This window comes from Paenibacillus faecis, from assembly GCF_008084145.1.
Lineage (GTDB): Bacteria > Bacillota > Bacilli > Paenibacillales > Paenibacillaceae > Fontibacillus > Fontibacillus faecis.
The window spans coordinates 698,360-724,638 of the sequence record NZ_VSDO01000005.1 but is presented as its reverse complement, the minus strand read 5'-3'; the positions used below and the strand labels follow the sequence as shown (position 1 = coordinate 724,638).

General features: G+C 54.7%; 23 protein-coding genes and 1 other annotated feature. All 23 genes read right to left on the bottom strand.

Features of this window, described 5'->3' with window-relative positions; all coding sequences use genetic code 11:
- Window positions 1–104: 104 nt before the first annotated feature.
- Complete coding sequence (locus FRY98_RS25130) at window positions 105–1,253, bottom strand: FtsW/RodA/SpoVE family cell cycle protein (RefSeq protein ID WP_148457305.1); 1,149 nt, start codon at window positions 1,251–1,253, stop codon at window positions 105–107.
- A gap of 6 nt (window positions 1,254–1,259) precedes the next feature.
- A complete protein-coding gene (gene minD / locus FRY98_RS25125; protein WP_148457303.1) occupies window positions 1,260–2,054 on the bottom strand; it encodes a septum site-determining protein MinD in 795 nt (264 codons plus the stop codon).
- A 3-nt stretch (window positions 2,055–2,057) separates the two neighbouring features.
- Window positions 2,058–2,720 (bottom strand): septum site-determining protein MinC, encoded by a 663-nt coding sequence (gene minC, locus FRY98_RS25120; protein WP_148457300.1) that lies wholly within the window; start codon window positions 2,718–2,720, stop codon window positions 2,058–2,060.
- Window positions 2,721–2,797: 77 nt separating this feature from the next.
- The gene (gene mreD / locus FRY98_RS25115) at window positions 2,798–3,328 is read right to left on the bottom strand and encodes a rod shape-determining protein MreD (RefSeq protein WP_148457298.1); all 531 of its coding nucleotides are present in this window, start codon (window positions 3,326–3,328) and stop codon (window positions 2,798–2,800) included.
- Window positions 3,321–4,199, bottom strand: a complete 879-nt coding sequence (mreC, locus tag FRY98_RS25110) for a rod shape-determining protein MreC (protein WP_148457296.1) — start codon at window positions 4,197–4,199, stop codon at window positions 3,321–3,323. Before mreC ends, mreD begins: the two co-directional genes overlap by 8 nt.
- A gap of 112 nt (window positions 4,200–4,311) precedes the next feature.
- Window positions 4,312–5,346, bottom strand: a complete 1,035-nt coding sequence (locus FRY98_RS25105; RefSeq protein WP_148457294.1) for a rod shape-determining protein — start codon at window positions 5,344–5,346, stop codon at window positions 4,312–4,314.
- Window positions 5,347–5,384: 38 nt separating this feature from the next.
- The gene (gene radC, locus FRY98_RS25100; RefSeq protein ID WP_148457416.1) at window positions 5,385–6,056 is read right to left on the bottom strand and encodes a RadC family protein; all 672 of its coding nucleotides are present in this window, start codon (window positions 6,054–6,056) and stop codon (window positions 5,385–5,387) included.
- Window positions 6,057–6,172: 116 nt separating this feature from the next.
- Entirely contained in the window at window positions 6,173–6,775 is a 603-nt protein-coding gene (locus FRY98_RS25095; RefSeq protein WP_148457292.1) for a Maf family protein, read from the bottom strand.
- A 239-nt stretch (window positions 6,776–7,014) separates the two neighbouring features.
- Window positions 7,015–8,154 (bottom strand): SPOR domain-containing protein, encoded by a 1,140-nt coding sequence (locus tag FRY98_RS25090; RefSeq protein WP_249043527.1) that lies wholly within the window; start codon window positions 8,152–8,154, stop codon window positions 7,015–7,017.
- A gap of 165 nt (window positions 8,155–8,319) precedes the next feature.
- Window positions 8,320–9,753: a UDP-N-acetylmuramate--L-alanine ligase gene (murC, locus tag FRY98_RS25085; protein ID WP_148457288.1), complete on the bottom strand. Its 1,434-nt coding sequence runs from the start codon at window positions 9,751–9,753 to the stop codon at window positions 8,320–8,322.
- Window positions 9,704–11,080 carry a bifunctional folylpolyglutamate synthase/dihydrofolate synthase gene (locus FRY98_RS25080; RefSeq protein WP_148457286.1) on the bottom strand — a complete coding sequence of 459 codons (1,377 nt, stop codon included), beginning with the start codon at window positions 11,078–11,080 and terminating at the stop codon, window positions 9,704–9,706. Before FRY98_RS25080 ends, murC begins: the two co-directional genes overlap by 50 nt.
- A 121-nt stretch (window positions 11,081–11,201) precedes the next feature.
- Window positions 11,202–13,877, bottom strand: a complete 2,676-nt coding sequence (locus FRY98_RS25075) for a valine--tRNA ligase (RefSeq protein ID WP_148457284.1) — start codon at window positions 13,875–13,877, stop codon at window positions 11,202–11,204.
- 97 nt (window positions 13,878–13,974) lie between these two features.
- Window positions 13,975–14,247: a binding site (T-box leader), on the bottom strand.
- A gap of 158 nt (window positions 14,248–14,405) precedes the next feature.
- Window positions 14,406–15,761: a LysM peptidoglycan-binding domain-containing protein gene (locus tag FRY98_RS25070; RefSeq protein WP_148457282.1), complete on the bottom strand. Its 1,356-nt coding sequence runs from the start codon at window positions 15,759–15,761 to the stop codon at window positions 14,406–14,408.
- A gap of 162 nt (window positions 15,762–15,923) precedes the next feature.
- Window positions 15,924–16,790: an RluA family pseudouridine synthase gene (locus FRY98_RS25065; RefSeq protein WP_211373357.1), complete on the bottom strand. Its 867-nt coding sequence runs from the start codon at window positions 16,788–16,790 to the stop codon at window positions 15,924–15,926.
- A 44-nt stretch (window positions 16,791–16,834) separates the two neighbouring features.
- The gene (gene hemL / locus FRY98_RS25060; protein ID WP_148457278.1) at window positions 16,835–18,136 is read right to left on the bottom strand and encodes a glutamate-1-semialdehyde 2,1-aminomutase; all 1,302 of its coding nucleotides are present in this window, start codon (window positions 18,134–18,136) and stop codon (window positions 16,835–16,837) included.
- A gap of 31 nt (window positions 18,137–18,167) precedes the next feature.
- On the bottom strand, window positions 18,168–19,172 hold the full coding sequence (gene hemB, locus FRY98_RS25055; protein ID WP_148457276.1) for a porphobilinogen synthase: 1,005 nt from the start codon (window positions 19,170–19,172) through the stop codon (window positions 18,168–18,170).
- A 23-nt stretch (window positions 19,173–19,195) separates the two neighbouring features.
- Complete coding sequence (gene cobA, locus FRY98_RS25050; protein WP_148457274.1) at window positions 19,196–20,749, bottom strand: uroporphyrinogen-III C-methyltransferase; 1,554 nt, start codon at window positions 20,747–20,749, stop codon at window positions 19,196–19,198.
- A gap of 5 nt (window positions 20,750–20,754) precedes the next feature.
- Window positions 20,755–21,714, bottom strand: coding sequence for a hydroxymethylbilane synthase (gene hemC / locus FRY98_RS25045; RefSeq protein ID WP_148457272.1), 960 nt, complete (start codon window positions 21,712–21,714; stop codon window positions 20,755–20,757).
- Window positions 21,715–21,717: 3 nt separating this feature from the next.
- Entirely contained in the window at window positions 21,718–22,365 is a 648-nt protein-coding gene (locus tag FRY98_RS25040; RefSeq protein WP_148457270.1) for a precorrin-2 dehydrogenase/sirohydrochlorin ferrochelatase family protein, read from the bottom strand.
- A 157-nt stretch (window positions 22,366–22,522) separates the two neighbouring features.
- Window positions 22,523–23,908, bottom strand: coding sequence for a glutamyl-tRNA reductase (gene hemA, locus FRY98_RS25035; protein WP_148457267.1), 1,386 nt, complete (start codon window positions 23,906–23,908; stop codon window positions 22,523–22,525).
- Between the two features lie 211 nt (window positions 23,909–24,119).
- A complete protein-coding gene (gene speD, locus FRY98_RS25030; RefSeq protein WP_148457265.1) occupies window positions 24,120–24,518 on the bottom strand; it encodes an adenosylmethionine decarboxylase in 399 nt (132 codons plus the stop codon).
- Window positions 24,519–24,853: 335 nt separating this feature from the next.
- The gene (locus tag FRY98_RS25025) at window positions 24,854–25,441 is read right to left on the bottom strand and encodes a non-ribosomal peptide synthetase module (protein ID WP_148457263.1); all 588 of its coding nucleotides are present in this window, start codon (window positions 25,439–25,441) and stop codon (window positions 24,854–24,856) included.
- Between the two features lie 217 nt (window positions 25,442–25,658).
- Window positions 25,659–26,270, bottom strand: coding sequence for a ribosome biogenesis GTP-binding protein YihA/YsxC (gene yihA / locus FRY98_RS25020; protein WP_148457261.1), 612 nt, complete (start codon window positions 26,268–26,270; stop codon window positions 25,659–25,661).
- Window positions 26,271–26,279: the final 9 nt, after the last annotated feature.

Here is a 26,279-nt window from a genome sequence, read left to right as displayed (position 1 = left end):
GCTATATATGTATGAGGAGCTTGACCGAAATATGAACAAGCTGTCGATGCAGGCAGGAAATCGAAAACGCCATAAGAAAAACCGGAACCTCCCGGTTCCGGTTTTTAATCCACTTTATATTTCTCCTGATGCAACTGAATGCTGAACACCAGACCGATACAAAGCATATTGATCAGCAGGGAAGTCCCCCCGTAGCTGATAAACGGCAGGGTGATCCCGGTAATCGGCATCAGTCCGATCATCATCCCGACATTTTCAAAAATTTGAAACAAAAACATCGCCACGATTCCCACGATGATATAAGCGCCCATCCGGTCAAAGCAATGCATCGCAATCAATATCATCCTGTAAATAAAGAGAAAATAGACGAGCAGCAGCGCGGAGGAGCCCAAAAAACCGAATTCCTCGCCGACCACGACAAAAATGGAATCGGAGTAAGGATACGGAACGAATTTTTTGTTCTTCAGTTCGCCCTTCATATAGCCGTCCCCCGTCAAGCCGCCGGAGCCGATCGCGATCTTCGCGTAATTGGACTGGTGCTTGTCGTCGTTGGAAGCCTGATCGGGATTAATAAACGTGTTGATTCGCTGATACCAGTGCAGTTTCTGATGCTTCTCCAGATAATCATGGATTTGGGTATTATAAACGTTGAACAGCGTTACGAATGCGATCAGCGCCGCAATGACCACGGTCAGACCGATCAGCACATGGCTGTATTTCGTATTTCCGATCCACAGCATCGCGATGAGAATAACGAGATATATTATCGCATTCCCCAAATCGGGCTGGATCAGAACGAGCAGGAACGGCAGCATCGTCATAGCCGTGATCGGAACGATATCGCGCCGAAAACGCAGAGGCTGCCCGTTTCGCTGTCCCAGCATATAGGCTACCGTCATAATCAGTATGATCTTCACTAGTTCCGCTGGCTGAAACTGCAGGCCCCCGGGCAGCTCGAACCAACTGCGGGCGCCATTGATTTCCGGAGCCAGCAAATAGACCGCAACGAGCGATACACAGCCCGCCCCGTAAATATACCAGCTGTATTTTAACAGCGTTCTGTAATCCACCAAGGCCATACCGAAAACAACAATAAACCCTGCCACATAAAATGCCAGGGTTTTCAGATCATAGGCCCTGAATTGGGTCTCATAAGGCGCGATTGCGCTGCGGACCAGCATCGTGCTGAATATCATAAACAGGAGCAGGATCCCCACCATGGGCCAGTCCACTTTTTTTAGTTTAAAGAACAACGAAAATCAACCCATTCCAAAAAACTTTTTAAAACGCGTAAACACGCCTTTCTTCTGATCCAGCAGCATCAGCGGGACCGTATCGCCCAGGATCCGGCGGGCGATGTTCCGATAGGCGATGGCGGCTCTGGAGTCCGGATTCATCACCGTGGGTTCGCCCGAATTGGCCGCTTTGATGACCAGTTCGTCATCCGGGACGATCCCGATCAGATCGATATTCAGCACTTGAAGGATATCCTCGATTTCCAGCATGTCCCCGGATTTGACCATATTAGGCCGTATCCGGTTTACGACCAATTTGGGCGAGGCAATATGCGAGCTTTCCAAAAGCCCGATGATCCGGTCCGCATCGCGAACGGCCGCATGCTCCGGCGTGGTCACGACGATGGCCTGATCCGCTCCGGCGACCGCGTTCCTGAATCCCTGTTCGATCCCGGCCGGGCAGTCGATAATTACGTATTCGTGTTCCTTTTTTAACTCCAGGACAATATCCTTGACCTGTTCCGGCGTAATGGCGTTCTTATCCTTCGTTTGCGCCGCTGGCAGCATGTACAGTTCGTCGAAACGCTTGTCTTTTACCAGCGCCTGATTTAACCGGCACCGGCCCTCGGCCACATCGATCAGATCGTAAATAATGCGATTTTCGAGTCCCATCACGACATCGAGGTTGCGCAAACCGATATCCGTATCCACCAGGCATACTTTTTTGCCGAGCAGCGCAAGCGCGGTACCGATATTGGCCGACGTCGTCGTTTTGCCGACGCCTCCTTTTCCCGATGTGACCACAATAGCTTCTCCCATAGATTACACCCCTTTAAACACGTTAAAATCCGGCCGAATCCGAAATAGGTTCCCAATCTTATCGATCTGCATCTTTCCGTCACGCAGAAAGGCAAACTCCATACTTGTCTCCCGGTTCTCCCACTCATCCGGAGGGCGGCTGATCACCTCGGCAATCCGCAACTGAGTCGGCGCCAAAAAAGAGGCCGCAATGACCGCCTCCACATTGCCCTTCAGTCCGGCGTGCGCCATTCCTCTCAAAGCCCCGAGTATATAAATATCCCCCGTGCAAGCCACGGTCCCCCCGGGGTTGACGTCCCCCAGAAACAACAGGTTCCCTTCATGATGAAGCACCTGCCCCGAACGAACGATCCCCGTCAGGGTCGTCAACGTCTTCAGCGGATCTACCGCCGGCATCAGCTCGGGCATCTCGATGGAGCGAACCAGCAGGTTTCCTTTGCGGCTCAATATATCAAGGATCATTTCTTTCTGATCATCGTTCACGATCCGGGTTCCCAATTTCACGTCAACATGTATAATCGGCCCCGTCAATATGTTCTGATGGCTATGTTCCAGTTTATAACGCAATTCCTCCAGCAAAGTTCCGAAGTCACACTTGTCGTCCAGCAGGAAAACCAGGCCATCCTTGATGCCTTTGATTGTAACATGATTCGACTTTACCGTCATAAGCCTGTCCCTCCCCCCTATTCATTTCGTGCAGGAGGCGGAAAGTTCCTGCTAGTTTCGTTGGATGTGACGAAAAGTCAAGCCTTCTCCTCCGGGGAACGGCGCTTCGTAATAATCTCCAACTGCTTCCGCAGCGGTACATAGATCAGCAAAGCAAATAAAAACTGAACGAACACATTGGGAATGATATGATGCATCACGGCCCAGGAGTACGGCTCGTGCACCACGCCGAACAGTGAATAAGTACCGAAAATAATCGAATCGAAGAGCAGGCTCCCGGTGATGACAAAAATCAGCATCAAAGGCAGCGGAGTTTGCTTGCTCCGCGACAACAAGCCGATCAAATAGCCGCAAAGGCCCATAGCAAACGAATAAGTGCCGACCATCGCGCCGTAAAACACAACATCATGCAAAAGGCCGAAACAAAGTCCCAAAATGAGCCCGGTATGACGATCTTCATAGATGGAGAAAAACAAGATAGCGATATACACCAAATGCGGATTAATCCGGGTTTCCCACGCTTCCGGAATGAGCCAGGGGAGGAGGGTGCCCTCCAGAATGAAGAGGACGAACAGGAGCAAAATCAGGATCGTTCTGCGCTTATTCACTGCTCTCAGCCTCCGGGAACACGATAAACAGCTCCTTCCAATCCGTAAAGCTGGCCGCAGGCGTAATCGTCGCCGTATAGGTTAACCCGAATTCGCCCACTTTGACCTCCTTGACCTTACCGATAATCATTCCTCTAGGGAATACGCCGCCGACACCTGAAGATACGATTAGATCCTCCTTGGCCAACGGCTTTGGATCTTCAATCCGGCTCATCAGAAAAGTTCCGCTCTTCTTATCGTAGGACTCGATCACGCCGAACACCGAGTTTTCCTTGCCTTGCGCCGTAACGGCAATGCCGTTGGAATTCGGGTCGCGCGCATCCATCGTCGTAATCAGCTTCACCGTCGACGTCAGCGTACTGACACGGCTGACAATGCCGACCAGACCTTTGGACGAGTGGACCGCCATCCCCTCTTTCACGCCCTCCCGGCTGCCGAGATTGACGACGATGGTCTGATTGACCGGATCATCATTCACGCTGATAACCTGTGCAATCTTCCAATCGTATTTATACAGTTTCTTCTGCTCCTCCGTAAAATGAAGATCGTTTTGCAGCCGGGTATATTCCTGCTCAATCCAGTTAAACCGGGCTTTGTCGCGCGTATAGTGGGAGAGCGCAATTTTGAGCTCCTCGTTCTCTTCCTGCAGGGCATGCAGCTCAGAAATATCTTTAATCAAGCCCGCCACATAGCTGGTGGGCTTGTAAAATACGTATTGCACGAACCCGACCGTGTCCTTGACAAATTTCTCCGGCCAGGACAAGCCGGCTCTCGATCCCAGGGTGAAGCCCATGATCGCAATAAAAAGGATAAGTCCCATCAACAAAATAAACAGTCTTTTGTTGCCCAGCAGCTTAAACAGTTTCAGCACCCTCCAACCTTACTAAATTCTCCCATTTCAAGTTACTCACTATAAAAACAGAGAAAAACGGCTTGGCCGTCCGGGTCGGACGGCGCCGCTTTATCCAAGGGGCATATGCGACCTATCGTCTGGAGCGAAGGGCCGAACTGCTTTTTGACTTAAACAAATGAATGTTGTCCAAGGCTCTGCCCGTTCCGATCGCCACGCAGTCCAGCGGGTTCTCCGCGACGATAACCGGCATACCCGTTTCGCGGGCCAACAGTTTGTCGAGATTGCGGAGAAGCGCGCCTCCGCCGGTCAACACGATCCCGCGATCCATAATATCCGCGGCCAACTCGGGAGGACATTTCTCTAAGGTGACTTTTACCGCTTCAACGATCGCGTTCACCGTATCGCTAAGCGCTTCGGAAATTTCATCCGACGTGATGGTGATCGTCTTAGGCAGGCCGCTCACAAGATCCCGGCCCCGGATTTCCATCGTCTCCACCTTTTCCAAAGCAAGCGCGGAGCCGATATCCATCTTGAGCTGTTCTGCGGTTCTTTCTCCGATCATTAGATTATATTGCCGTTTGATGTATTGGATGATCGATTCATCCATTTCATCCCCGGCCACGCGCACCGATTTGCTGGTAACGATGCCGCCCAGCGAAATCACGGCGACCTCGGTCGTACCGCCGCCGATATCGACGACCATACTGCCCGTCGGTTCCCAGACCGGCAGATCCGCACCGATTGCCGCAGCAAACGGCTCCTCGATCGTATAGGCCTCGCGGGCCCCGGCCTGCTTGGTCGCGTCCTCCACGGCGCGCTGCTCCACGGCCGTAATGCCCGACGGAACACAAACCATCACGTTAGGATGGCGTTGAAACAGGGAACGCTGCTTCTGCGCCTGGCGAATGAAATATTTGATCATCGTAGCCGTCGTGTCGAAATCCGCGATTACGCCGTCCTTCATCGGACGAATCGCCCGGATGTTGCCCGGCGTTCTCCCGATCATTTTCTTGGCCGACTCGCCGACCGCCACGATGTTCTTCGTATCGGTATGAATGGCGACTACCGAAGGTTCCCTTACGATAATGCCTTTTCCACGCGTATAAACCAAAGTATTTGCCGTTCCCAAATCGATTCCCAAATCTTTCGTAAAGCCACCCAACATGCTGTATCTCCCTTTCCTTCTATATCTTATCGATTATATTACATCAAGCCCTGCTCCTTCAAACTGACGAACTTTCCGTCTCCGATCACAATATGGTCCAGCACGTCGATGCCTACGATTTCGCCAGCTTCCAATAACCGCCGGGTCATCCGGATGTCTTCCGGACTTGGCGTCGGATCGCCGCTGGGATGATTATGGGCACAGACGAGGGAGGCGCTGCTGCATTTGATAGCGGCGCGGAACACCTCCCGCGGGTGAACGATCGAGGCGTTAAGACTTCCGATCGACAGTGTTTCTTGAGCAATGATATGATTTTTTGTATTTAAAAACAAACAGACAAAGTGCTCCTTCTGCAAAAAACGGAGCTCTTCCATGAGTAGGTCTGCGGCGTCCCGCGGGCTGCGGATGACCCGCGCCTCGGGCAGCCGGGCTTTGGCAAGCCGCTGACCCAACTCGATGCCGGCTTTAATCTGGACGGCCTTGGCGGGGCCGATCCCTTTCATATTCGTTAATTCCTCCAGACTCAGGTCCATCATGCCGCGAATGCCGCCGATTTCCCCGAGCAGCCGCTGCGCCATATGAAGCGCCGATTCACGATGGGTCCCCGTCCGCAGCAAAATAGCCAGCAGCTCCGTCTGGCTTAAAGCTCCCGCCCCGTAACGCAGCATGCGTTCTCTGGGGCGTTCCTCATCGGGAATGTCACGCAGCATATAGGTTGTTGCATTATCCAATGCGATCCCTCGCTTCCGAATGTATTTGCAAAGCCAAAAGGCCTTACGACAAAGTTACGATTCGGAAGGATATGCTTTATCTCTTCCCTTACAAGTTAAAACACTTGGATTCCGAACGATGCCAGCATTTCCGCAAGCAAGGACAAGGGTAATCCGACTACGTTAAAGTAACATCCTTCAATGCCGGTGACGATCGTCGCGCCCAGGCCTTGAATCGCATAAGCGCCCGCCTTGTCGAGTCCTTCACCCCTCGCGGCATAAGCTTCAATCTCTTCTTCGTGCAAAGCTCTCATCGTCACCACGGTCCTGCGGTAATCCACTTTACTGGCGCCGGTGCGGCTATCGATACAGGCTACACCGGTGTAAACCTCATGGCTTCTGCCCTGCAGAGAACGAAGCATCGAGGCCGCCTCCCGTTGGTCCGCCGGCTTCCCCAAAACGGTGCCGTCCCTGACGACGATCGTATCGCTGCCGACGATCACGCCTTGTCGGTCCCTGTCATCAAGTTGCCGGTATACGGCTTCGGCTTTCCGTTTGGCGAGCTCCGTCACGATTCTGTCCGGCGACCAGCCCTCCGGGGTCGACTCTTCGGCATGGCTGGGAACAATGTCGAACGGAATATGTAAAGAAGCGACAAGCTCGCGGCGTCGCGGGGATGTCGAAGCTAGGATAATGCGTCGAGTTATGGAAGCATCCAAGATGCACTTCTCTCCTTTGTTCGAAGCGGGCTTGTCCGAAGGAAGCCTCTCTTCCTTCTTGCTGCCGACCTCTAAACTCTCTTTGTTGGTGAAAAACGATTACACAGCTTTAAAAGCTGTCCGCTCGCCATTTTTTGACACTTCATTATTATAAGGTTTATTCAGCAGCAATACAAACACAAAAACGGCAGGGGAAGGTATTACCATTCCTGCCGTTTTATATACCCGGAGGTCCTGTACTAAGCTTGACCCCCTACCATTTTTTGTTCCCCCAAAATAAAGCTCATGATTTCATCCTGCACTTCCCAAAGCAGCGTTTTTGCCCCTTTTTTCTGGTACTCGGCCATCGCCTCGACCGCGCTGTTCATCGCTTTCTCCAGATTTCCGGCCTCCAGCGCGAAAGCTTCGGGCTGGTTGGCGCGGACCGCCGCCGCGCTTTCCGTCCATCGCTGATGGCGCTCGCCCAGCTCCGATTGTTCCTCCGCCGACAAAAGCTGAGGCTTGACCTCCACAAGACGGGACGCGGACAATGTACTGAGCCAATCGATCAACTCCGCGCTCCGGGCAAAATATCGTTCCAAGGCGGTTACATCCCCGTTATATAGAATCTCGGCGGAAGAGGGAAGCGCGATTTCGTGAAGAATCAGATGTACTCCCGCTGTTTTGAGTTGGCCGCTCAGCAACTTGGCTTGTTCCCGGTCCGAAGAAACCCCGGCATAAACCCGCTTCTCGTCGACGGTGTCGCGGGCTGCGGCAATCCCCGACGCCTCCAGTTCCCGTTGAGCCAGTTCGACTCCCTCCGCCGTAGAAAATACGCCGTACTGCAAAAAGTGATAGGTCTGTCCCGGCAGCGCGATGTTTACCGGCATCCCCGCATTCCCTTCATCCCCCGGGTCCCCGCCGATTTCCCCAAAAACCGGAACATCCGCAGACTGGCCGGCTGAGGAACGATCGGGCACGGAAACCCCCGGGATGGGAACGCTCACGTCCCCGTTAAACATGGACAAGACCACGAAACCGAACAGAGCGCCCGTAACGATGGCGCCGGTCAAGGAACCCGCCACCTTCCACCACGATGTCCTTGGCTTACGGGTGGTATACGACGGGAGGATCGCCCCCCCGGTCCCGGTATAATCCGTAAACGGGTCGTTCCAGTCGTCGACGATTTCCACCGGGCGGTAGACGGTCTCTCCACCGGACGGCGACTCCCCGCGATGCCGCGGTTCTCCGTCGGATATGGAGGCAACCGGTTCTTCAACCGGCGGCAGCGCCTCCGGCTTCATTTCGGCTGCCGGAACCACACGCGGCGCGCTCTCCTCCATGCCGCGCCGCCGCTGCTGCCCATCGTCAAAACGGAATGTCATTTTGGCCTTATCCACTGTCCGCACGCTCCTTGTCCATTCTTCTAAAGATACCATATGAGCGGGCGGTTCTTTATATGCCAAACCGCAAGAAAAACCTCGCAGTTCAAGTCCGCGAGGTTTTTTCTTTTACATTCGTTTTTTCTCCATATCGTCCTGATCGGTTAAGATCGGGCGGATCCGTTAATCGGTCAAAGTTTTGGCCAGCGTATCTCCGACCTTCCAAATATCGCCGGCGCCCATCGTAAGAACCAGGTCCCCCGGCTGAAGCCGGCCCTGCAAGTCCGCGATGACGTCCTGCTTCGTCGGAAGGTACCGAGCTCCGGCATTGCTGTTCTCCTTGATAAGTTCAACCAGCTTGGAGGAATGGACCCCTTCGATTTGCTGTTCGCCGGCTGGGGAGTATATGTCCGTGATGATCACCTCATCCGCCTCGCCAAAGGCCCGGCTGAACGCATCCAGCAGGAAAAACGTGCGCGTATACCGCTGCGGCTGGAACACGGCGATAATCCGTTTGCCCGTCGCTTTGGCCGCGGCGATCGTCGCCTCGATTTCCGTCGGATGATGGGCGTAATCGTCAATCACAAGAACGCCGCCCTTCTCTCCCAGCACCTGGAACCGGCGCTTTGCACCATGGAAACCGATGATCGCCGACGCGATATCCGCGAAAGGGATGCCCGCCTCCAGACAGACGATGACCGTAGCCATAGCGTTATATACGTTGTGTTTACCCGGTACGGAAAGCTCGATCGTCCCCAATTCCTGCTGTCCCTTTTTCATGAGGAACGTGACATGCCGATCCCCCAGCTTGATGCTGTCGGCCGAATAATCACAGTCCGGTCCCATGCCGTAAGTGATGACGCGGCAGTTGAGATCGGGAAGAAGCTCCTTAATATTAGCGTCGTCTCCGCAAACAACGGCTACTCCATCCGGTTTGATCTGGTTCAGAAACTGGACATAAGCTTCTTTCAGCCGTCCGAAGTCCCCGCCATAATTCTCGAGATGGTCCGCCTCAATGTTGGTGACCACACCCATGGAAGGATGGTATTGGAGGAAAGACCCGTCGCTCTCGTCCGCTTCGGCGACGACAAAACGTCCTTGTCCCGCCTTCGCGTTAGTCCCGATCCCCATAATTTCTCCGCCGATAATGTAAGTCGGATCCGTGCCGCACTGCTCCATGACCAGCGCGATCATCGACGAAGTCGTCGTTTTGCCGTGCGCGCCGGCAACCGCAACGCCCTGCCGTTCATTCAGCAAGCGGGCCAACATCTGCGAACGGTGCAAGATCGGAATTCCTTGCTCCTCCGCTTCAAGCCGTTCCACATTATCCTTCGGAAGGGCCGTGGAATAAACTACAAGGTCCGCACCGTGCACATGCTCCGCGGTATGCCCGATATAAATTTTTGCCCCTTTGGCGGCCAACTTCTCGGTCAGTTCCTGGGAAGCGACATCCGATCCGGTCACGGTATACCCCATCTCCAGCATCACTCGGGCAATAGCGCTCATGCCATAGCCACCGATACCGATAAAATGCACATGTTGTTCAGTTGTATTTAGCAATTTCCATTCACCAGCCTTTTTCAGAATCGGTTTGATGCAAAAGGGTTGCCCGCACATCCGAGATCATATACAACGTGCCGGTGACCACCCCAAGATCCTCCCGTTCCGTCCGTGACTCCAAAAGCGCAAGCGCCTTTTTCCAATCACGCTCCACAACGATTTCCAGATCGGGCTTCGCCACTGAATCCTTCAGCTCAAGTACCAGATCGTATAACGCGCCCGCATCCAGTTTTCGGCGGAAATCGGGCTCGGTCAGTATAAGCGTATCCACTATAGGTAATATATGCTCGAGGTAGGCGCGATGATGCTTATTCGCCAGCATCCCCATCATCAAAATCAGACGCCGATAGCGGAACGTTTCCCGCAAGCTTTTGGCCAGCGACTCCGCTCCTTCGGGATTATGGGCTCCGTCGAGCACGATGCGCGGATTCCCGGACACCTGCTCCAGCCTTCCCGCCCACGTCGTGTTCCGGAACCCGCGAAGAACATCCGCGTCCTCCAAACAGAAGGCCATATACTGCCGCAAAATTTCGAGAACCATCATTACGCCGGCCGCATTTTTGCATTGATGCTCTCCCAACATGGAGAGGTTCAACGAAAAGTCGCGAAACGGTCCACGGAACTGCATATCCTGCCCTTGCTCGCTAATTTGAGAACGTTCATAAAAAAACTGCTCACCAAGCAAGTAAAGGGTGCTCTTTTGCCCGGCGGCCGTCTCCTTTAGTACCGCGATCGCCTCGGGCTGCTCGACACAGCTCACTACCGGAATCCCGGGTTTGATAATCCCCGCTTTCTCCTTGGCGATTTGCTCGATCGTGTCCCCGAGGATGTCCGTATGATCATAACCGATATTCGTGATTAAAGAAACGACAGGCGTTACAATATTTGTAACATCCATCCTTCCCCCAAGCCCGGTCTCCCATACTACCACATCCGGATAACATTCCTCGGCAAAATAAAGGATAGCGATCGCCGTACTGACCTCGAACATCGTCGGTGAGCCCAACTCGCTTTCCGCGATATCTTTGACAAAAGGCAGTACCCGATTGCTTAGTTTAAGCAGCGTCTCCTCGGGAATGTCTTGCCCGTTATACTGAAACCGGTTCGTAAACTTGGTAATGTACGGCGAAGTGAACGTCCCTACGCTATAACCGCATTCCAGGAGGGTACGGGTTAAAAAGGCACAGGAAGAGCCTTTCCCGTTCGTCCCGGCCACATGAATAAATTTCAGGCGTCGATGCGGATTCCCCAGCCGCTCCATCAACTGATGAATCCGATCAAGTCCCGGACGTATTCCAAACGGAATCAAACCGTTGATCCAATCGACGGCCTCGCCGTAGCTTTCGAGCGCTTCGCCGTTATCTCCTTCTATATGAACCCCCATTTGCATTCACCTTCACATCTTTAATGGAATGAACCTGCTTATATCAGCAGATAGCAAGCATCCGGCTGAGCCTCTCCCGATGCCGGGAAGAATTCAGCCGGATTGTCTGCATCCTTTTAGCTTAAGCTTTCAATTCGCTGATCCGTGCCAGAACCTTATCCCGCTTTTCCGCGTAATCCGCCATCTTGGCCTTTTCTTCCTCGATGACCTTGGCCGGGGCTTTGGAAACAAACCCTTCATTCCCCAGCTTTTTCTCCACGCGTTCGACTTCTTTGTTCAAGTGGTCCAGCTCTTTTTCAAGCCGCGCGATCTCCTGGCTGATATCGATGAGCCCGGAAAGAGGAAGATACAGTTCGGCTCCGGTAACGACCGCGGTCATCGCCTTATCCGGCACCGCCGCCTCAATGGACAGGTCCAACCGCGAGGTGTTGCAGAAACGGCTGATGTAATGGGCGTTCCGGTTAGCGATGTCAAGCAGTTCCGAATTCGCCGGTTTGACAAGCAGCTCGATTTTCTTGCTCATCGGCACATTCACTTCGGCCCGAATGTTCCGGACGGAGCGGATCATATCAACCAGCAGGTTCATTTCTTGAACGGCGTCCGGCGCTTCCAGCGCAGGATCGTATTTCGGCCATTCCGCCAACGTAATCGTTTCGCCGTCATGCGGCAGGTGCTGCCATATTTCCTCGGAAATAAACGGCATGAACGGGTGGATCAACCGCAGCGTCCGGTCCAATACGTAAGCAAGAACCGATTGGGTCTTCCGCTTCGCCGCGGCGTCTTCCCCGTATAGAGACAACTTGGCGAACTCAATGTACCAGTCGCAAAGATCATCCCAAATAAAGTTATACAACTGACGTCCGGTTTCCCCGAACTCATAAGCGTCGATCAATCGGGTAACTTCCCGCGTCGTTTCGTTAAAGCGATGCAAAATCCAGCGATCCGCCGTGCTCAGCTCCCCGCTGATGTCGATGTCCTCGAATTTGACGCCCTCCAGGTTCATCAAGGCAAACCGCGAAGCATTCCAGATCTTGTTCGCAAAATTCCGCGCCTGCTCTACGCGTTCCCAATGGAAGCGAAGGTCCTGCCCCGGAGTGCTGCTCGTGGAAAGCATATAACGCATGGCATCCGCGCCGTACTTCTCGATAACCTCCAGCGGGTCGACCCCGTTGCCGAGCGATTTGGACATTTTACGTCCTTCACTGTCCCGAATCAATCCGTGAATCAGCGTATCGCGGAACGGAATCGTTTGAGTGAACTCCAGACCGGTGAAGATCATGCGGGAAACCCAGAACGGGATAATATCGTATCCCGTCACGAGCACACTCGTCGGGAAATAACGTTTCAGATCCTCGCTGGCTCCGTCCGGCCAACCGAGCGTCGAGAACGGCCACAACGCGGAGCTGAACCAGGTATCCAATACATCCTCATCCTGCTTGAGGTCGTCCCGTCCCAGCTTGGCCCGCGCCTCCGCTTCATCGTAAGCCACAACCATCTCGCCGGTTTCCTCGGAATACCAGGCCGGAATCCGGTGTCCCCACCACAATTGGCGCGAAATACACCAGTCGCGGACATTTTCGATCCAATGAAGATAGGTCTTTTCAAAACGATCCGGTACAAAATTCACGCCGTTTCCGGATTTTTGGGCGGCGATGGCCGTTTCCGCCAACGGCTTCATTTTGACGAACCATTGTGTGGACAAATAAGGCTCGATTACGGCGCCGGTACGTTCGCTATGTCCGACTTGATGCACATGGTCTTCAATTTTAATCAAAACGCCCAGCTCCTGCAGGTCCTTGACGATTTGTTTGCGGCACTCTGTGCGGTCCATCCCTTGGTACTTGCCCGCGTCCTTATTCATTTTGCCGCCTTCGTCCATGACGGTGATCTGAGGCAATTGATGACGTAAGCCGACCTCAAAGTCATTCGGATCATGGGCCGGTGTAATTTTCACGGCGCCGCTGCCGAATTCTTTGTCGACATACTCGTCGGCAATAACGGGAATCTCGCGGCCGATAATCGGTAGGATCAGCGTTTTGCCGATCAAGTCCTTGTATCGCTCGTCCTTCGGGTGAACGGCAACCGCCGTATCGCCGAGCATCGTCTCCGGACGCGTCGTAGCCACGGTGATCGAACCGCTGCCGTCCTTCAACGGATACTGCAAATGATAGAGGTGTCCATTGACTTCTTTGTACTCCACTTCGATATCGGAAAGGGCGGTACGCGCTACCGGGTCCCAGTTAATGATATATTTGCCCCGGTAAATCAAACCTTTTTCGTACAGTTTCACAAACACTTCGCGTACGGCCTTGGACAAGCCCTCGTCCAGCGTGAAACGCTCGCGGGAATAATCCAGGGAGAAGCCCATTTTCGCCCATTGCTCATGAATGGACTCGGCATATTTGTCCTTCCACTGCCATACCTGTTCCAGGAATTTTTCACGCCCGAGATCGTAGCGCGACAACCCTTCCTCCCGGAGTTTCTGCTCCACTTTCGTCTGCGTGGCGATCCCGGCATGGTCCGTGCCCGGCAGCCAAAGGGTGTCATACCCCTGCATGCGTTTGGTCCGAATCAAAATATCCTGCAGCGTACAGTCCAGCGCATGCCCCAAATGCAGCATTCCCGTCACGTTGGGAGGCGGGATTACGATCGTGAACGGCTCGGCGTCCTGTTTTTGCCCCGCCTTAAAAAATCCCCCCTCCAGCCAATAGCGGTACCATTTCTGTTCCGCCGCTTTCGGGTCGTATGTCGTCGGCATTTCCGCCGACAAAGGTTGCTGTGTTTGCTTTTCTGTCATTTGTACTTGACCTCCATTACATTTGAAATAACTTTGGCACAATTTAAGTTTGAGGTTTGATCATGATGGGCCAAGAAAACACAAAAAGCCCCTCGTCTCAAAGGACGAAAGGCTTTACTTTCGCGGTACCACCTTTGTTTCGCAGGCAGGCGGTCAAGGGACCCTGAATCTTCCCGGTTGACTCCGCAAGGCTTGCGACACTCATACAGATAACGGCTGCGGCCGGCCCGTTCTAGCATACCGGAACGATATGGATCAAACGGACGACTCCCGGGCGACTTCGGTCAGCTGTATCCTACGGAATTTTCCAGCGTATCAATTCCGCTCTCTGAAGGGTTCACTGCCTACTCTTCCCGTTCCTGGTCTTTGTAATGGGTTATACATGGCGTTTATCTTTTTCATAATAGCTTGATTATGTCCCGGAGTCAACCTGACGATACAAAAATGGACATTTGTCCTCCATGTAGAGACAAAACAAAAAAGCCGCACAATTCACTGTGCAGCTTTCCAAGGTACGCATCCGGTCGATTAGGGAATATACAGCACCTGTCCCTCATTCAAATGCTGTTCGCTCAGACGATTGTAAAGTTGAAGTTCCCGCGTACTGAGCTGATACCGCTCCGCGATCTCATCCAGTGTCTCTTCACGTTGGACGATAACCAGCTTGACTTTGCGGAAAGGTGTCTGCTCTTCGTTGTTGCCGATAAACAGGCTCTTCCACCGTACTTCCTCGCCGTCCCCCGAATCTTGGGCGGCAGCCTGAACGCTTTCTTGCTCCCCGGCTTCAAATGCAGGTTCGGCATCCTGACGTGGAGTGGACAGCAGCTTGCTGATTCCGAAATGGTCGTCACGCTGCCCTGCCTCGTTCTTTTTGCTGCCAAGGGCGATTTTCATCTCCTTTTTCTCTTCGGCGGGCTCCGGACGGATCTGGTCCTTATCTTCCAAGGTTTCCGATACGGCCTCTTCGAGTGGGTCCGCCTCGGCCAGGACAGGAAGCTCGTTCTCGTACTCCGCCAGCGGCGCGGATTCAGGAGCCGCCTCCATCCGGTCCCGTTCCTCCAGGTGCTGTACCGTTTCGGCGGCGGTTACGGGTAAAGCATGCTCCGGTTCCCTCTGGGCGTCATCCGGCTCCCGAGCCGCTTCCCGCCATCTCCCGTACCGTTCATCCGGCGCTTCGTCCGCATTTTCGGCCCATTCCTCGAAAACGGGTTCCCGAGGTCCCCCCGGGGTCTCGGTCCAATCCGCATCCCCCTTGTCCTCCAGCACGGCCTGAGCAAACAGCGGCGAATCTACATTGTTCCACTTCAGAACCTGCGGCTGCTCGTCCGCATCTTCCGAACCGGGCTGGGCTTCCTGCTCCCATGCACGGAACGGATCGGCGTAGTTCCGCTCGTTATTTCCGGTCTGGAATTCCCGCCCCCACGGGTTCGAACGATTCGTTTCCGCCTCGCCGCGAAAATCTGGAGCCGGTTCATGGGAAGTTACGAATTCACGGTCCTTCCACTCTTCCGGGTCCACGCTGACCGACGAGGTTTCGATTCCCTGAAGCGAAAGAACGCCCGTAATGTTCAAGCTTCTGGCGCTAAGCAGGTCCACGTCGAAATTCTCGATTTCGACCGCAATGTCCTCCAGCTTACCGACCCGGCTAAGCGGAATCGTAATCTCTACCGGGATCCAATGCTCCAATTCATGCGTGCCGCCTTCCCCCCGATACAGTCCCGACAACAGCAGATGCCCGCGGAGGGAAGCATACTCTTCGCCCGGAACGACCTGGATTCTCGGAAAAAGTTCGATTTCCTCCAATTCGTCGATTCCGGTTACCTGTTCCGACAAATGTACGCGTTCATAAATATCAAACCTTAAACCGTAGGATGAATCCGTCAAATAGGTTGCCTCCTTTCAGCATTACCAGACCTGATTGGGGTCCGCACAGGATGAAGGGCCCCATCATCGCTCGTTCTTATCTATATGCTTGAAAATAGAGTGCATGCCTGATTTTTGACGGAATTCCGGCTCATTAGCGGCGCAATGCCACGCATGTCCTTTTTAGGATTCTTTCCCCTGTCGCAACTGTTCACGGAGCCGGTTCCATTCTTCGGGCCAGGGGTCATCCACGCGGATAAGTTCCCCCGTCAATGGATGGGGAAAGGTCAGACTCTCCCCGTGCAGCGCTTGGTGCGGAAAAAGACGGGAACTCCCGCCGTAAAGGGCGTCCCCGACCAACGGGTGCCCCGCATGGCTCAGATGGACGCGGATTTGGTGGGTTCGCCCCGTATCCAGCGTCAGCCGCACCAGGCTCGCTTTCGGATACGTCTCGACCAGTTCCACCCGCGTCAGCGCGTCCTTCCCCGACGGGGAAACCCGCCGCCGGGAAGGGTGGTGCCGATCCCGGCCGATCGGCTCATGGATCACGCGGAGGGCCGGGGAGACCTGCCCCTCCACCAGCGCCGTATAAACCCGGCCGATCTCCTTCCGCGCCATGGCCGCGTCCAGTTTCAGCTGGGCCATGGCGTTCTTGGCGTAGAGCACCGGGCCGGACGTATACTCGTCCAGCCGGTGGATATGGCCCGGGGCAATGGGTTCGCCCCGCTGCGCAAACACCGCCGCCACAAGGTTCGCCAGCGTAGGGGGTGAACCGGCCCCGTCCGGATGCACCTTCAGGCCGGCCGGTTTATGGACGACGAGGCAAAAATCGTCCTCGTACAATAGGTCGATCGGCCGCTCCACCGGGGCATACTGTGATGTCCTCGGCGGAAACAGGCGCAGCCGCAGGCGATCCCCGGCCAGTTTAATCTCGCCGGCCGCATCCAGCTCCCGGAGCAGTTTGTCCGGGAAGCCCAGCTCCCGCGTAAGCCAAAGGAGGGCCGCTTCATAGCGGCCCCCCGGCTCCGAAGGATTCAGCTTCCCCGGCATCAGTTCGTACCATTCCCCCCGCCGGGTTCCCGAAACCCTGGCGCTCACAGCTTTTGCAGCGCACGGCGGTGCGCCTCGATCGTCGCGTCGATATCCGCCTCGGTGTGAACCCCCGAAACGAACATGCCCTCGAACTGCGACGGCGCGATATTGATGCCTTCCTCGATCATCGCGGCGAAATACCGCCGGAACATATCAAGGTCGCTGCTCTTCGCCGTATCGTAATTGACGACTTCCGCCTCCGTGAAGAACGGGCATACCATCGAGCCGACGCGGTTGATCCGGCACGGAATCCCCTTTTCCTTGGCGTTGGCGATAAATCCGGCCTCGAGCCGGGCCGACAACATTTCCAGCCGGTCGTACACTTCCGGTGTAAGCAGCGAAAGCGTCGTATATCCTGCCGTCATGGCCAGCGGGTTGCCGCTCAAAGTCCCGGCCTGATAAATCGGGCCGACCGGAGCGATTTGCTCCATAATTTCGCGCTTGCCGCCATAGGCCCCGACCGGCAATCCGCCGCCGATCACTTTGCCCAGACAGGTCAGATCCGGCGTTACCCCAAAGCGGCCCTGGGCGCAATGCCGGTCAACCCGGAACCCGGTCATCACCTCGTCAAAAATCAACAAGCTGCCGTGCTCCGTCGTCAGCTTCCGCAGGCCCTCCAGAAATCCGGGCTGCGGAGGCACAACGCCCATGTTGCCCGCCACCGGCTCCACGATCACCCCGGCGATCTCGCTGCCGAAGCGCTGAAACGCCAGCTCGACGGAAGCCAGATCGTTGTACGGCACCGCAATCGTATTGGAGGCCACGCCTTCCGGCACCCCGGGGCTGTCGGGCAATCCGAGTGTGGCCACACCCGAGCCGGCCTTGATCAGCAGGCTGTCCGCATGGCCGTGGTAAGAGCCCTCGAATTTCATGATCTTGTTTCTTCCCGTATAGCCGCGGGCCAGACGGATCGCGCTCATCGTCGCTTCCGTCCCGGAACTGACCATCCGGACGATGTCGATCGACGGAACCCGCTCGGCCACCAGCTTGGCCATCTCCGTTTCAAGCAGCGTCGGGGCGCCAAAGCTGGTGCCCTTGGCCGTCGCTTCCTGCAGCGCCCGCACGACTTCGGGATGGGCATGTCCCATAATCAGCGGTCCCCAGGAACCGACATAATCGATGTACTCGTTACCGTCGATGTCGTAAATGCGCGAACCGGCTCCGCGCTCTACATATACCGGGGTCAGACCGACGGATTTAAAAGCGCGAACAGGACTGTTCACGCCGCCCGGCATCACCGTTTTTGCTTCCTCAAACGCCTGGTGGGACCGCGTTTCGCTGCGCCGCCCGATCTTTTCACTCATGAGAACCTCTCCTCACCCGTTGATATAAGTTTTATTTCCCCTCGCGCAGCCAACGTGCGGCGTCTTTGGCGAAATAGGTGATAATGATATCCGCACCGGCCCGCTTCATGCCGAGCAGCATCTCCGTAACGATGGCCCGCTCGTTGATCCAGCCCCGCTCGGAAGCCGCTTTGACCATGGAATACTCCCCGCTGACGTTATATGCCACAAGCGGCAGATCGAACTGATCGCGGAGCAGGCGCAGCACGTCCATAAAGGCGAGCGCGGGCTTCACCATCAGCATGTCCGCCCCTTCCAGCACGTCCGATTCCGCTTCTCTTAGCGCTTCACGCACGTTGGCCGGGTCCATCTGATACGTCTTGCGGTCGCCGAACTGCGGTGCCGAATCGGCGGCTTCGCGGAATGGCCCGTAGAACGCGGACGCGTATTTCACCGAATAGGACATGATCGGAATATGGCTGAAGCCCGCCTCGTCCAACCCGGCGCGAATCGCCTGCACGAAGCCGTCCATCATATTGGATGGCGCGATGATATCCGCGCCGGCTTTGGCTTGGGAGACCGCGGTGCGTACGAGGAGGTCCAGCGATTCATCGTTCAGGACATCCCCGCAGACATGGCCGTCCCGTTCAAAAGTATGGACCATTCCGCAGTGCCCGTGATCGGTAAACTCGCACAGGCAGGTATCGGCCACGACCAGCAAATCCGGATACAGCGCTTTGATTTTGCGCGTAGCCTGCTGGACGATACCTTCCTCGTCAAACGCGGAGGAGCCTACGCTGTCCTTCGTTTCCGGAATGCCGAACAACAGCACCGCCGGAATCCCCAGGTCGACGATTTCCTTGACTTCCTCTTCAAGCGTATCCAAAGAAAAATGATAAACGCCGGGCATCGAAGAAATCTCGTTCTTGATCCCGCTGCCGTGGGCCACAAATATCGGTTGAATGAAGTCATCCACCGTCAAAACCGTTTCGCGCACCATGCCGCGAATAGCCGCGGATTGCCGCAGCCGGCGGTGTCTTACAATCGGAAAACTCATGAATACAATCCTCCCTTAAAAAATCAATCCAGCTTTCGGCGGCCGCCGGCTTGCTTCCAGCCAAGCAGGGCGGCCACCAAGCTGGCAATCGTCGCTTCTTCGGCAAGAATCTCTACCCGAAGCCCCGCCTCCTCGGCCGTCTTCGCCGTGACGGGGCCGATGCAGGCGATGGCCGCGCCTTGCAGCGCCGACGCCGGGTCTTCAAAGCCCATGCGTCGCAATGCACCGAGCAGATTCGTCACCGTCGAGGAACTGGTAAAGGTAACGGCATGAATCTTGCCCTCCCTGAGCAATTTAGCCAATTCCTCGTCCTCGTCCCCTAACGGAACGGTGGCGTACATCACCGCCTCCGTAACGTCAAGCCCCCGGTCCCGAAGCGCTGCGGGCAGCCAGGAACGCGCCAAGTCCCCGCGCGGGAGCAGCACCTTCTGTCCGGCCCGCAGCGACGTCCCGAAGGCCTCAAGCAGCCCTTCGGCCTGATAGCGTCCGGGGAGCTCCTCCGCCGCGATGCCGTAGCGTCTCAGCGCCTCTTTCGTAGCGGGTCCGACCGCCGCGATTCGGGCGTGGTGCAGCGCTCGGATGTCTTTACCCATTCTTTCCAAATGGTTAAAGAAAAACTCCACGCCATTCACGCTGGTAAAAAACGCCCAATCGTATTCCGGCAAACGTTCCAACGCCTTCTCCGCGGCGGCCAACGGTTCGCCCGAAGGCATTTCGAAGTCGATGACCGGAAATTCGTAAGGCTCGCCGCCAAGGTCCTCGATTTGGCGGACCAGCTCGCTCGCCTGGGAGCGGGAACGGGTCACCAGAATCCGCATGCCGAACAACGGCAAGGATTCGGCCCACATCAGCTGTTCCCGCTGCTTTACGACCTCGCCCACCACGATGACGGCCGGTGGCTTGAAATCCGCCGCCATTACTTTTTGTTCGATATCCGCGAGCGTGCCGGTCAGCGTCTCTTGTTCGGCGCGGGTTCCCCAGCGCACGAGCGCTACCGGGGTCTCGGGAAGCCGGCCGTGCTTGATCAACTGCCGGCTGATATATCCGATTTTGGCCACGCCCATCATAAACACCAGCGTACCCGTCGCGTTCGTAACTTTTTCCCAATGAATGGATAAGTCCAGCTTATCCGGGCTTTCATGCCCGGTGATGATCGACAGCGACGAGGCCATATCGCGGTGGGTCACCGGAATGCCGGCATAGGCCGGCACCGAAATCGCCGCGGTGATTCCGGGTACGATCTCATACGGAATTCCGTGCTTGCGCAGCAGCTCGGCTTCCTCCCCGACGCGCCCGAAAATGGTCGGATCCCCGCCCTTCAGGCGCACCACCGTTTTGCCCGTCAAAGCCAGGTCCACCAATAGCTGGTTGATGTCCTCCTGTTTCATCGTGTGCCGATCCGTTCGTTTGCCCACATAGATTTTCTCCGCACCGCGCTTCGCTTTACCGAGCAGGCTGGGATTCGCCAGCCGGTCGTAGACGATCACGTCCCCCTTCGCCAGGCATTCCAACCCCTTCACGGTAATCAGCCTGGCATCGCCGGGCCCCGCGCCAACCAGATATACTTTCCCCGTCATCTCCATCACTCCCTGGCTGCCGCCAAAATTTCGTCCGCTCCTTCGGAAATGAGCTTATCCGCCACGGCTTGCCCCAGCAGAGCCGGGTCATTCCCCGCCATCGTTTCTTTCAGGATCACACGCCCGTCCGGCGCTCCGACCATCCCGGTCAAAACGATCTCGGGGGCATGATCGCTCCCCCCTCCCGGAACGCTTTTGCCCAATACGGCATAAGCGCCCACAGGCACCTGACAGCTTCCTCCCAATACACCGAGAAACCGGCGTTCCGCGGCTACCGTCAGCGCGGTCTCGGGATCGTTGATCAGGGCCAGCAACTCCCGGACCTCCTTGTCGTTCTCCCGGCATTCAATGCCGAGCGCGCCTTGACCGACCGCGGGGAGGCACACCTCCGTCGGAAGATAGGCGGTGATTTTGTCTTCCCAGCCCATCCGGAACAGCCCCGCCGCCGCCAAAATAATCGCGTCGAACCCTTCCGTCTCCAGCTTGCGCAGCCGGGAATCGATATTGCCGCGAATCGGCTCCAGCACGAGATCCGGCCGGTAGGCGCTAAGCTGGCTCGATCTTCTCAGACTGCTCGTGCCCACCTTCGCTCCCTGCGGCAGCTCGTCGAGCGCGCGTCCCCCCTTGGAAATCAGCGCGTCCCGGGGATCCACCCGCTTAGGAACGGCGCCGTTGATCAACCCTTCGGGAAGCTCGGAGGGCATATCCTTCATGCTATGTACCGCCAGGTCGATCTCCCCGTCCAGCATCGCCTGCTCAATCTCTTTCACGAACAGACCTTTGCCTCCGACCTTCGACAGAGTCACGTCCAAAATCCGGTCGCCTTTCGTTATGATCTTCTTGATCTCGAAATCATAAGGGAGTCCCCGATCCCTGCAGATCGCCTTCAAGCCGTCGATTACCTGTCCCGTTTGCGTCAGGGCGAGTTGGCTCTGCCTAGTTCCTACCACAATGGTTCGTCTCATCCTTCATTCCTCCCGGTATTCATCCATCCAAGCGATCCATTTATTTTCATTCCAAGCCTGAAAACGGCCCTCACGGATCGATGCAAGCACATCCATCTCCGCCAAGGCTTTAAAAAGCACGGCTCTGCGATGCGCGTCCGGCTCCCGCTCTTTGATCATTTTTCGGGCCGTACTTAAAAATTCCACATACGTTTCATAATCCTCGCCGAAATGCGCATCCAGGTCCCGGCTTAACTTTTTCGCCACCAGCGGGCCCGCCCCGGAGGTTGAAACGCATAATACCAACCCACCCCGCCGGACGACGCTCGGCGAAATAAAGGAGCCCTTTCCGCCTTCCCCCGCATGATTTACGGGAATTCCCAGGGCATGGGCCTCCGCGGTCACGGCGTCGTTGACCTCCGCTTGATCGGTTGCCGCAAAGACGAGAAAAGCGCCTTTCAGATCGCCTTCGCGATAACCGCGCCGCTCCCAGGTCAATCGGCCTTCCGCGATCCATTGCTCCAGCGGGGAAGTCGCCTCAGGGCTAATCAGCACGAGCTCCGCGCCCGCATCGATCAGGGAAGCCGTTTTTCGTTCGGCGACTGAGCCGCCGCCCACGATGACGCATCGGCGGTTTTCCAGGTTTATCATCAGCGGAACGTAGTATGTCATAAGGTAACCCTTCCTGAAGTTTCCGTATTGTGTATAGCATACTGTACCCTTTTGCATTTTTCCAGCGAACGGGTCGAAATACAGCAAGAAACCCCGAACCCTCGCAACGTTCCGGCAAATCCAACCGAAAGTCAAACTGAAGGCTCGGGGCATATTTTTACACGGATGCTTGTACCAGGGAGAGGGGAGGTGCAGCCGGCGCGGCCTCGTCTTCGGATAGCTTCATGACTTCCTTGGAGGCTCCGCTTTCAAGGCTTGACTCGTCCAACATTTTGATGTGTTCTTCCAGCGCGAATATCTGAGTAAACCAGTCGAGCGCCTCGGCTCCCTTCTCCTCGCCCGCCAGTTCCTTAATCCGGTTGATCGGATCATGCATCATCTGATTCACAATGCTCTTGGTCAATCGGCGAATCACTTTCCGCTGACGCTCATCCAGCTCCGGCAGTTTGTTGAACATGCTCTCCAGCGTCGTCTCGTGAATGGCGGAAGACTTCTCCTGCAAGGCTCGGATGACCGGCTTAACCCCTAAAGTTTGCAGCCAGTTTCCGAACGCCTCGATTTCCGCCTCGATCATTTCTTCAATCTTAACGGCTTCGCCCCGCCGCATTTCCAGATTGCTCTCCACGATTCCTTCGAGGTCATCGATATCATACAGAAAGACATGATCCAGTTCGCCGATAGACGGATCGATATCCCGGGGAACCGCAATATCGATCATGAACAGCGGCCGCTCCGGACGCTGCTGCATGCTCTTGGCCACCTGGGATTGAGTAATGACATATCCTTCGGCCCCGGTCGAGCTGATCAAAATATCGACCTCGGTCAGCCGGTTCATCGCTTCCTGCATCGAGCAAGGCGTGCCGTTGAACTTGGCCGCCAGCTCTTGCGCCCGTCCAAACGTGCGATTCGCGACGATAACCTCTTCCGCTCCCGCACCGCTCAGGTGTTTGGCCGTCAATTCGCTCATTTTGCCGGCGCCGAGAATCAGCACACGCTTCCCGGTAAAGCTGCCGAAGATTCGCTTTCCAAGCTCCACGGCCGCATAACTGACGGAAACGGCGCTTTCGCCGATCGAGGTTTCCGAGTGCGCGCGTTTGCTCAGGGTAACGGCCTGCTTAAACAGCATGTTAAACCACTTTCCGGTACCTTTCTCCCTTTGGGACAGCAAAAAAGCGCTCCGTACCTGCCCCAGGATTTGCGTTTCTCCCAACACCATGGAATCCAGGCCGCATGCGACTCTAAACAGATGGCGGATAGCTTGCTCATCTTCATACATATATAAATGTTTGGTAAACTCCTCGCGCGGAATGCCAAACCATTTCTCCATGAAACTTCGGATAAAATACCCGCACATATGCAGCCTGTCTACGACCACATATATTTCCGTGCGGTTGCAGGTTGCGATTATGACGCCTTCCAATACACTCTTGGTGCGTTTCAACTCCTGCAGCGCTTGTGGCATATCCTTATCCGCAAACGCAAAGCGTTCCCTTACTTCCACAGGCGCCGTCCGATAGTTTAACCCGACTACGACAATGTGCATTGCAAGTTCACCTGCCTTTTAGAAAGTTGTGACTGCATTTCCCTTAAACAAACTATGTTAATTATATCACAGAGGTAAGCGCAAACTTGGGGTTTTCCATGAGTTTTTTATGAATTATTTATGAAATGTAAAATTTTAATAAAATAAATAACCATGGAAATTCTTCCATGGTTATAATATCTTTCCCATTTTCTAAGTAAATATATCGGTCTTAAACCAACTCCGCTTGATTAACGACCGGAGTCACGACCTCTAGCTCGCCCAAACCGCGAATCAGTTTCTTCGCGTAGCATTTTTCCGGCTTTAATACGGAAACCAGGTAATCGATTGCCAGCTGCGGGTCTACAGTTTCGCCGCAAGTGTAACAATCAATCGCAGCGAATCCTCTCTCAGGATACGTATGAATCGAGAGATGGCTCTCCGACAGTAAAACAAGCACCGTGGCTCCTTGTGGTTCGAACTGTTTGGATTGCACGGACAGCACCGTGGCTCCGCAAGATTCGGCAGCTTCCACCATATGAGCTTGCAGCAGCTCTGCGTTGTTCAGTACCTCAAAATCGACTCCCCAAGTATCAACAGCAACGTGTCTTCCGAAAGTTGAATATTCCATCTTTCGGTTCCCCCTTCCTAGGAATAAAATGTTTGAAAAAATTTCATCCGCTAGGACCTACGTCATTCACTTCCCGAGGGAAAAATCTCTCGCAACATCTCCATGTCCTGAGTGAATCCTGGTTCCTATATTCTTTTCAACGAGATTAAAAATACCATCTATCGGAGACAAATGCAACACTTTTTTGACCACAGATAAATATTATTCTCCCCCCGGGCATTTGGTGCGGAAAAAAAGCAACGAAAAACCCGCGATTCAAGGTCTCCCCTTGGATCGCGGGCTGCATAGAAATTCATTGATGGGATGTTTAGTAGTTGGTAAACAAGGCCATAGGATCAGGCTTCCAGAACGAACAGACGGCGTGTATATCCCCGCAGTTCATCGTCGATTGCGGTTACCGAAGCGGCCTCTTTGGCGACGATACGCTGATCGAGCAGTGCATTGATGCGGGAATGAATGTTTTCGATCTCCCGTTCCACATCATTGTTCCGGTAAATTCTTTGAAGCTCGCCCAATGTATCTTTAAATTCATACACCAATTTGTAGGAATCGCGGGAAAACTCCACGATCTTGCGTACCCGGCCTTCTTGATAATAATACATCATCATGAATCCGTTATAAATTCTGGTAACCATACCCGAGCCCTTGAAGGCGGCGAACAGGAGTCTCATTACATTGGTCAAATGGGGTTTTTCCAAGCGGAAAGACAATTCACAGACATAGTAACCGTCTCTGCGGTCAAAAGGCAGATGGACTTCCTCTCCGCTGTCATCCTCCAGCACCACCTCTTGACTTCCGTTATCCAGCACCTTAACCCGCTGGCGGACATGAGGATCATACACTTTGTGAATAAACTGCGACATCTGAACTTCCGACAAACGCAAACTGGCATTAACATACTCTGTGGCTAACCGCTGAGCCATAAAAATCTCCTCAATTCTTTTAACAATCCTTTAAAAATAATTATACACTACTCATTTAATCATTTGCTCAGCGATTAAAACGTGAAATCCTGCCATTTTTCAGAAAAAAACGGATTAAGCCGTTTTTAGCCGCAACAATCCCCCTGCATGCTCACTTTCCTGCCGATTGTTCTCCAAATCCCTTCTTGATCCATCGATTTAAGCAAATTTTACTAAATCATTTCTCGGGGGCGTCCAAGCTCTCCGGCATAGCAAACCGGGATATTTGGGACCACAGCTCGTCCCGGCCGATGCCTTCCTCGGAAGAAAACATGATGATCTGGTCGCCCGCGCGCATCACGAGCGCCTCCCGGATCACCTTCAGATGCTTCTGCCAGCGGGACTTTGGAATTTTATCGGCCTTCGTCGCCACCACGCAGACGGGCAGGTCATAATGTTTCAACCAGTCATACATCAGTTCGTCATCCTTGGACGGCGGGTGGCGCAAATCGATGACAAGCAGAACCAGCCGGAGCGTTTCCCGCTCCAGCAAATATTTTTCAATCATATTTCCCCAGACCTGACGCTGGGACTTGGACACCTTGGCATAGCCGTATCCGGGAAAATCGACAAAATACAGCTCGTTATTGATCCGGTAATAGTTCAAATGCTGGGTTTTCCCGGGAGTCGAGCTCGTCCGGGCCAGGTTCTTACGGTTGATCATTCGGTTGATCAGCGAGGACTTGCCCACGTTGGAACGCCCTGCCAGAGCGATCTCCGGCAAGGCGTCTTCAGGGTATTGCGCGGGTCCTACAGCGCTGATCACAAACTCTGCACTGGTTATTTTCATCGTTTCAAT

Bases quoted from the DNA above. Each gene is read 5' to 3' on its own strand.
- hemA (WP_148457267.1), bottom strand. From the start codon at position 23,908: ATGCACATTGTCGTAGTCGGGTTAAACTATCGGACGGCGCCTGTGGAA.
- FRY98_RS25065 (WP_211373357.1), bottom strand. From the start codon at position 16,790: ATGCCGGGGAAGCTGAATCCTTCGGAGCCGGGGGGCCGCTATGAAGCG.
- FRY98_RS25075 (WP_148457284.1), bottom strand. From the start codon at position 13,877: ATGACAGAAAAGCAAACACAGCAACCTTTGTCGGCGGAAATGCCGACG.
- minD (WP_148457303.1), bottom strand. From the start codon at position 2,054: ATGGGAGAAGCTATTGTGGTCACATCGGGAAAAGGAGGCGTCGGCAAA.
- FRY98_RS25025 (WP_148457263.1), bottom strand. From the start codon at position 25,441: ATGGCTCAGCGGTTAGCCACAGAGTATGTTAATGCCAGTTTGCGTTTG.
- FRY98_RS25040 (WP_148457270.1), bottom strand. From the start codon at position 22,365: ATGACATACTACGTTCCGCTGATGATAAACCTGGAAAACCGCCGATGC.
- cobA (WP_148457274.1), bottom strand. From the start codon at position 20,749: ATGACGGGGAAAGTATATCTGGTTGGCGCGGGGCCCGGCGATGCCAGG.
- FRY98_RS25105 (WP_148457294.1), bottom strand. From the start codon at position 5,346: ATGTTGGGTGGCTTTACGAAAGATTTGGGAATCGATTTGGGAACGGCA.
- hemB (WP_148457276.1), bottom strand. From the start codon at position 19,172: ATGAGTTTTCCGATTGTAAGACACCGCCGGCTGCGGCAATCCGCGGCT.
- hemL (WP_148457278.1), bottom strand. From the start codon at position 18,136: ATGAGTGAAAAGATCGGGCGGCGCAGCGAAACGCGGTCCCACCAGGCG.
- yihA (WP_148457261.1), bottom strand. From the start codon at position 26,270: ATGAAAATAACCAGTGCAGAGTTTGTGATCAGCGCTGTAGGACCCGCG.
- radC (WP_148457416.1), bottom strand. From the start codon at position 6,056: ATGCTGCGTGACATTCCCGATGAGGAACGCCCCAGAGAACGCATGCTG.
- hemC (WP_148457272.1), bottom strand. From the start codon at position 21,714: ATGAGACGAACCATTGTGGTAGGAACTAGGCAGAGCCAACTCGCCCTG.
- minC (WP_148457300.1), bottom strand. From the start codon at position 2,720: ATGACGGTAAAGTCGAATCATGTTACAATCAAAGGCATCAAGGATGGC.
- FRY98_RS25080 (WP_148457286.1), bottom strand. From the start codon at position 11,080: ATGGGGGTTCATATAGAAGGAGATAACGGCGAAGCGCTCGAAAGCTAC.
- speD (WP_148457265.1), bottom strand. From the start codon at position 24,518: ATGGAATATTCAACTTTCGGAAGACACGTTGCTGTTGATACTTGGGGA.
- murC (WP_148457288.1), bottom strand. From the start codon at position 9,753: ATGTGCGGGCAACCCTTTTGCATCAAACCGATTCTGAAAAAGGCTGGT.